Below are 4,871 nucleotides of genomic sequence, written 5' to 3' on the forward strand. Positions count from 1 at the left end.
CCCGCCACTTTCAATTCAGTTCACAAAGAAACTCCGTGAGTCAGGGTATTAGCCGTTGACTCGTACGAAGTATGAACCGCCGAGGTCGGACAGTGGGTGCTCGATGGTGAGGTTTGATCCGTTCATGCCGCTGCTGATGACCTTGCCGTTGCCGACGTAGATGGCAATGTGGCCGGGGCGGACGACGAGATCGCCGGGCGCGGGGCTGGAGACCCGGGTTCCGTACTGGTCGAACTGCAGGGGTCCAAGGTCGCCGACGTTCAGGCCGATGGAGCGCAGAGCGCGTTCGACGAGGATGGTGCAGTCCTGGATGGAACCGAGCTGCCCATAGGCCGAGGCGACCAGTGCTGCGCCAACTCCGCTGGCCGGAGCTGCCTTGGCTGCGGGTGCGATCGGGGTGATGGCACCGGAGGCCAGTGTCATCATTGCTGGTGCCGCATCGGCAGCGGGTGCGGCCGGTGCTGGAACTACTGCCGGTGCGGCGGGTGCTGGTGCAGGTGTTGAGTAGAACGCCTGGCTTGCAGTTGCTGCTGGAACGGCGGCTGCACTGACGGCTGCACTGACGGCTGCGCCGCCGGTGAGCTGGATCTGCTGACCTGGGTAGATGATTGAAGCGTAGGATAGGCCGTTTTGCGCCAACAGGGTGTCGAGGTTAATACCGTGCAATGCGGCGATCGCTCCCAGCGTGTCTCCGGCTGCGACAGTGTGGACTCCTGTTGCGGGTGCTGAGACTGCCGGAGCGGTGGTTGCTGCGCCCTGGGTGTAGGTTCCTGCGTGGGCGGTCGCTCCGACGGAGAAGACGAGGCTGCCGGTCGCGACGGCGATGATGGCTGGCTTGCCCAGTGCTACGGCCTTGGTCCTGGCCGACTGGGTCAGACCCTCGAGGGCGATGGAGTGGGTGGTGGCGGCGCGGTGGCGTGCCGAAATGGACTGACGTGACATGATTGTTTGCCTCTCCCATGCCTGCGGGGTGAGCTGTCGGGTTCGGATGGGAGTCACCCGGTCGTCCGCAACCTATGTGCCGCACCTGCAATCGCGAACGATGCTGCAGGTGCTGCACTGGATAGTCGGATCGACTTAACCCCGAGGGTCACCGCGTGCGGTGGCCCGGTGGAAACGTGGTTCCCCCGTCCCTGCCATCTGGATTGTGCGAACGGGTCCCGGTGCAGCGGCAGGGCTCGGCATTCTGCGCGGGAATGTGATCTCGGCGGGGTGCCGGGATCACTCGAATGAGAATACCCCACCGTGGTATCGAAGTCACGTTAAGGTAACGGGATTTTCAAGGATCACCGCACCCGCGGGCCGCCGACCCTCCAGGGAACCTATTTCATCTATCGAGCGTTCACGGCGGGGTGGATCGTCGATGATACTTATAAAGGCCGCGCAGAGCGCATGGTCGAGGACGTACCAACGGCCTCATCTGGGTCCGACCAGAACAGGTCGGAGCATTGAAAGGATAGCGCCGTGAACGCCGGAGCCGGACCTCGGAACAGTACCGATGACACCCCTGGGGCAGCTGCCACGGAAGTCCCCGCGCCGGAGTCCACCGTCGCGGATCAGCCGGTTACCGCCGGTGCGGTGCACGGTTATTCCCCGGACAAGGCGGCCTATTTGCGGCGTCTGAAGCGCATTGAAGGACAGGTCCGTGGGATAGCACGGATGGTCGACGAAGATCAGTACTGCATCGACATTCTCACCCAGGTCGCGGCGGTCAACAGTGCCATGCACGCCGTGAGTTTGGGCCTGCTGCAAAACCACTTGCAACACTGCGTCGTCACCGCAGCCCAAGAAGCCAAAACCACTGGGTCCTCCGAAGCCGTCGACGCGAAGGTCAAGGAAGCAACACAGGCAATCAGCAGACTACTGCGCTGAGCCTTCCGTCGGCGCATATGCGCTCCCAGGCTTCATCAGGTTGGCGTGAGTGGCTTCAATTGGTTAGCCCGGCCGGATGAGCTTCGGGAACGGCCACGAAGACGGTTTCGATTCCCGCGTCGGTGACTTTATCTGCCTCATCGGGCAGAAGCACACCCGAGGGTGTTCATCCGTACCCAGAATCGGTGAGATCCACCTCGCGCCCGGGAAATCCGGCCGGACCAGGGAAAAAGTCAGGCGCTCAAAAGCTGGTACCCGGCCTGCTCGACCGCCGAGCGTACTGCTGCTGAGGGAACCGCCTCGTTACTGTAAACGGTGACCGTGGAGGTCCCGCCGGACACGAGATCAATCTGGACGTCGGTGACGTCATCAATCCCGCCGACTGCAGAGCTAACCCGGGACGCGCACGACCCACAGGTCAGGCCAGCGACACCGAAACTGGCGCTGATGCTGCCAGCTTGGGGAACCGTTTTGGCTTTGCTGTCCTGGGGGGCGCAGCAGGCACATCCGGAAGATGATGTGTCGGTCAGGGTCAGTTCGGAAGAAGTGCCGCACATGAGGGTCTCCAAAAAGTGAGGAATGGTTGTTCGAGAATCAGCGGGTGTAGCCATCCGGGTCATTCACGTTGGCTACAGCTGCTTGAGGGACCTTCTGGGAGTAAGCGGCCCATTTAGGGCCGGACTTCCCACTTGGGTACTCATAAGGTATACCCCCTAGGGGTATATGTCAAGGGTTGATCCGGGTACCCGGATCCCGCAGCGACTGAAGTCACCCTGGGACCGATTGGGACCTAAGACTCTACTTTTGGGCCGACGCTAGGCGGAGACTGGAAATCATCTCGAGGTGAAAGGTATCCGGCATGATGTGGGGTTATGGGCAGGGATCAGCGTGGATGTGGCTTTGGGGCGTCCTCCTGATCATCGGGATTGTGCTGTTGGTACTGCTCGCAGTCAGGGTCCTTGGCAACGGAGGCCGTGTCGGATACGCGTCACGGGATGCCTCAGGGGTGGGCGGCCCGCCCCACGGCCGGAGCACCGCCCACCAGATCCTGGACGAGCGCTTCGCGAAGGGAGAACTCACCGCCGACGAGTACCGCGAACAGCTCGAAGTTCTCGGTGAGGGCCCGTAGCAAACCCCCCATCAGCCGCCGCCAAGCGCTGCTACTGGGGGGACTCGGCATCGCGGGGACGGCGACTGGAGGTGCAGGCCTGATCTGGACGCTAACAACGCGGGAGCCACCCGTCACGGGAAGCGAACTAATCCAACCTCCAGAGTTACGAAGCAACAACGGTCAGCTACAGGTACGGCTGGAAGCCGCACCGGGACAAATATTGCTGGCCGGCCGACAGGCCGCAGCCCTCGGTTACAACGGGGGTATCCCCGGCCCGACACTCCGCGTACAAGCTGGCGATGTCCTCAAGATCAGACTCGTCAACAACCTGGACCAGCCCACCAACCTGCACGTTCACGGGCTTCACGTTTCTCCCGAAGACAATGGGGACAATGTCTTCATCTCAGTCGACCCCGGCAACACCTTCGACTACGAATACAAACTCCCAGAGGATCATCCACCTGGCGTGTACTGGTACCACCCACACCACCACGGCATGGTCGCCGATCAGATCTTCGCCGGGCTCTTTGGAGCAATCATCGTTGAGAATGTGGAACCCATCGAGGTGAGTACGGAACGGGTACTGGTCATTTCGGACACCACCCTGGACGGACTGGGAAACATCGTCGCAGTCCCGGCGATGGAACGGATGATGGGCCGGGAAGGTGAACTGATCCTGGTCAACGGGCAAAGCAACCCGCAATTCAGTGCCCGCCCCCGGCAACGGGAACGGTGGCGCATCATCAACACGTGCGTGTCCCGTTACCTCCGCCTACAGGTCGACGAGGGGCAACTGCAGCTTCTCGGCATTGACTCCGGGCGCCTACCAACACCCGAGAACGTGGATCGACTTCTCCTGCTGCCCGGAAACCGGGCCGATCTTCTCATCTCCATCCCGGCCGGTGATTCCGTGCTCCGAGCGTTCTACCAGCGCCGGGGAAGGGCGCCGGGAATGACGGGACGGGAATCCGGAGCACGCAACAACCCGGCCGACCGCCCCGACGGCTTCGCGCTGGCCACCCTCCACGTGTCCGGCGAACCGGTCGCATCCCTGACAGCCCCGACCACGCAAAAGGGACTGGGAGACCTGAGGTCAGCCCCCATCGCGGCACGCCGGGAAATCGTCATGGCCGGCGGGGGCATGGGCATGATGCGTTTCACCATTAACGGCAACGAATTTAACCGGGACAGAACAGACACAACGGTAGCGGCCGGGAATGTGGAGGAATGGACGCTGACCAACACGAGCCCCATGGACCACCCGTTCCACCTGCACGTCTGGCCGATGCAAATTATTGAAGAAAACGGCCAGGTAGCGAACACAACGATATGGCGGGACGTGGTGAACGTGCCCGCCAACGGAAGTGTCAAAGTTCGGGTGGCTTTCAACGATTTCCGCGGACGCTCCGTCTACCACTGCCACATCCTGGATCACGAAGACCTCGGCATGATGGGGACCATCGAAGTCCGCTGACAAATCCGTAGCAAGACTTATCCGACTGACCTTGTGCCCTTGGCGGGACTTGACCCCACGAGGGGTCAGGCGTCAATCCGCTCCCGGTCCAGGGAGGCGGCGCCAGCCACGATGAAATCCTTGCGCGGGGCGACGTCGCTGCCCATCAACAGATCGAACACCCGCTCAGCCGATTCGGCTTCCTGGATCCGCACCCGCCGAAGAGTCCGGTGCCTCGGGTCCATGGTGGTTTCCGCCAGCTGCTCGGCGTCCATCTCACCGAGCCCCTTGTACCGCTGGATGGGTTCCTTGTAACGCTTGCCCTGCTTTTCCAACTCTGCCAGCAGCCGGGAGAGTTCCTGCTCGGAGTAGGTGTAGATGGTGTCATTCGTTTTTGACCCGTGGTTGACCACCTCGACCCGGTGCAACGGCGGG

General features: G+C 62.0%; 5 protein-coding genes, 1 pseudogene and 1 riboswitch (1 of these 7 running past the window's edge). Of the genes and pseudogenes, 3 read left to right on the plus strand and 3 right to left on the minus strand.

Translation table 11 applies throughout. From position 1 onward, the window contains the following. Window positions 1–48 precede the first annotated feature (48 nt). Entirely contained in the window at window positions 49–942 is an 894-nt protein-coding gene (locus tag K728_RS0116165; RefSeq protein ID WP_019483229.1) for a C40 family peptidase, read from the minus strand. Between the two features lie 3 nt (window positions 943–945). After that, window positions 946–1,162, minus strand: a riboswitch (cyclic di-AMP (ydaO/yuaA leader). 302 nt (window positions 1,163–1,464) lie between these two features. On the opposite strand from K728_RS0116165, the gene K728_RS0116170 reads away from it, so the two are divergent. Then, on the plus strand, window positions 1,465–1,872 hold the full coding sequence (locus K728_RS0116170; RefSeq protein ID WP_019483230.1) for a metal-sensitive transcriptional regulator: 408 nt from the start codon (window positions 1,465–1,467) through the stop codon (window positions 1,870–1,872). Window positions 1,873–2,105: 233 nt separating this feature from the next. On the opposite strand, the gene K728_RS0116180 is transcribed toward K728_RS0116170, so the two are convergent. Next, the gene (locus K728_RS0116180; protein WP_019483232.1) at window positions 2,106–2,429 is read right to left on the minus strand and encodes a heavy-metal-associated domain-containing protein; all 324 of its coding nucleotides are present in this window, start codon (window positions 2,427–2,429) and stop codon (window positions 2,106–2,108) included. A 302-nt stretch (window positions 2,430–2,731) separates the two neighbouring features. Here K728_RS0116180 and K728_RS0116185 point away from each other — a divergent pair, with 302 nt between their 5' ends. Next, on the plus strand, window positions 2,732–3,001 hold the full coding sequence (locus K728_RS0116185) for an SHOCT domain-containing protein (protein ID WP_019483233.1): 270 nt from the start codon (window positions 2,732–2,734) through the stop codon (window positions 2,999–3,001). 10 nt (window positions 3,002–3,011) lie between these two features. Next, window positions 3,012–4,457: a multicopper oxidase family protein gene (locus K728_RS0116190; RefSeq protein WP_024477346.1), complete on the plus strand. Its 1,446-nt coding sequence runs from the start codon at window positions 3,012–3,014 to the stop codon at window positions 4,455–4,457. 65 nt (window positions 4,458–4,522) lie between these two features. Here K728_RS0116190 and K728_RS19765 read toward each other — a convergent pair. Continuing rightward, window positions 4,523–4,871 (minus strand): annotated as a pseudogene (locus K728_RS19765) (DNA gyrase/topoisomerase IV subunit B) (it continues 1,765 nt past the right edge of the window).

The organism is Arthrobacter sp. CAL618 (genome assembly GCF_000468215.1).
Classification (GTDB): Bacteria; Actinomycetota; Actinomycetes; order Actinomycetales; family Micrococcaceae; genus Arthrobacter_D.